The sequence below is a fragment of the Streptomyces sp. IBSBF 3136 genome (assembly GCF_036815105.1).
Lineage (GTDB): Bacteria > Actinomycetota > Actinomycetes > Streptomycetales > Streptomycetaceae > Streptomyces.
The window spans coordinates 1-2035 of record NZ_JAJSZC010000433.1 but is presented as its reverse complement, the minus strand read 5'-3'; the positions used below and the strand labels follow the sequence as shown (position 1 = coordinate 2035).

Annotated in this window: 1 protein-coding gene; it reads right to left on the bottom strand. The window is 71.5% G+C overall.

What is annotated here, in order from left to right; translation table 11 throughout:
* On the bottom strand, nt 1-1922 hold a 1922-nt coding region (locus V7E45_RS39935), incomplete at its 3' end, for a Helicase associated domain protein (RefSeq protein ID WP_333779195.1).
* Nucleotides 1923-2035: the final 113 nt, after the last annotated feature.

Sequence of the window (2035 nt, the reverse complement as noted above, 5' to 3'; positions counted from 1 at the left end):
GGGCTGGGCGGCCACTGTTCGGTGGTCTGGGCGGTGATGCCGATCGTGTTCAGCAGGCGCTGCTGGCCGGGGTGGAGCTGGTGGTACTGGAGGCATGCCCGGGTGATCCAGGAGCCGATGACGGTGTTCGGGGCGGGGATGCGGGTGTCGGGGTCGAAGGGTTCGCCTGCGGCGATGTGGGTGAGGACGCGGTGGTAGTTGCGCTGCCATTCGGTGTTCCAGGGCGGGTTCCACCAGGCGTCGATCGCGGCGAGTTCGGTCAGGTGGGGTGAGGGCGGCAGACCGCGGTGTGCGCGGGTTTTGGCTCGGTTGCGCTGGCTGAACAGCCACCACCCCAGCGGATAGCCGTCATGTCGGGTGTCGCGGGGGACGGCGAGGTGGCCGTGTTCGGCGTGCCAGGCTCGGGCGTGGGCCAGGGCTGTGTCGAAGCCTGGTCTCAGGTCGGGGCGGTGCCCGAGGCGGCTGCGGGGCTCGCGGGGGCGCTTCGGTTCGGCGGCACGCCGAGTGGGGCGTCGTGCGGTGGGAGGTGCAGGATCTGCAGCCTGTCGGGCGTGGCCGGCTTTGTCTTCCCCGTCCGGAGCCGCAGGTGCGGCCGGTCTTTTCCGGGCCGGGGACGCCGGTTTCTTCCGGGCCGGGGACGCCGGTTTCTTCGGGGCTTGGGGTGCGGTCGGTCTCTTCGACGCCGTACGTGCGTGGTCTTGGGCCGTGCGGGCCACGTGTGGGGTGAGGCCGATCTCGGCGAGGAGTCGCCGCTGTGCGTCGTGGAGTTCGTCGTAGGTGGTGCACTGGCGCCACAGCCAGTCGGCGGCACCGGGGTCGTCGAGGGCGTGGAAGCCGTTCTCGGCCTTAAGGATGTGGCCGGATGCGGCGGTACGGGCGCGGTGGTAGCCGCGCTGCCAGTGCAGGTTCCAGGGTGGGTTCCACCAGGGGTCGATGGTTGCGAGGGCGTGGGCGCGGTCGGCAGGCAGGGGGCGGTAGCCGGTGCGCTGGTACTGGCGTTGGTTGGCGAGCCATTGGCCCAGCCGGAAGCCCTCGTGGACGGTTGCCGAGGTCATGGTCGTCAGGCTGCCGTGTTCGGCGGCGTAGGAGCGGGCGTGGGCGAGGGCTTCTTCGGCGCCGGCCTTGAGGTTGCGTCGTCTGGGGCGGGCGGCGGCCGCCGCCGCGGCGTCGATGCCGATCTGGGCCAGCAGGCGCTGCTGTTCGGGGTGGAGGGTGGGGTAGCAGGTGCACTGCAGGTACAGCCATTCGCCGAGGCTCAAGCTGGTGGTGGGAAAGCCTCGGGCCGCCTTGAGCGGGCCGTGGGTCTGGGTGTGGGTGCGGGCTTGGTGCCAGGTGCGCTGCCACAGGGTGCTCCAGGGTGCGTTCCACCATGCATACAGGCCGGTGAGGGCGGCGGCTTGGTGGGCGGGCATGCGGGTATGGCGGGTGCGGGTGTTGGCGAGCCACTGGCCCAGCGGATAACCGGCGGGGGTGTCTTCCTTGGGCACTGCGAGGTGTTGGTGTTCCTCGTAGTAGGCGCGGGCGTGGGTGAGTCCTTGGGTGAAGGCGCGCTCCGCCTGGAGGCTGTGGCCGCGTAGCCGTTTGGCGGGCCCTGGCGCGGGCGGGGTGCCGCCGGCGGTTGCGGGGCGGGCGAGGAGGTCGCTGAGGGGGCGGGGACGGTGGGCGGAGTGCACCGTCCACAGGGCCTTCCGGTCGGCGGGGGCTTTGGCGGTGTGGGCGCGGACCAAGGAGTGCGCCCAGGCGAACAGTGGCCCGTGGGTGATGGTGGCGAGGTGGCGGGCGAGCCAGGGCCGCTGGAGCCGGCAGGCGAGTTCGGCCAGCAGCGCGGGCATCTCGCCAAGACGGTAGGGCAGATGACCGCGGGCTTGGGTGAGGGTCTGCTGCTGCCAGCGCGGGCTGGCCAGGACACGGGCGACGGCCACGGTTTCCGGATAGGTGGGCCTTCCCCCGTGATGGTGGACACGCGTTCGTTGATCACGCGGCGAGCGTGAGCTTATCGGCGTGGTGTCGGCGTTCGTATTCGTTGGGGCTGAGG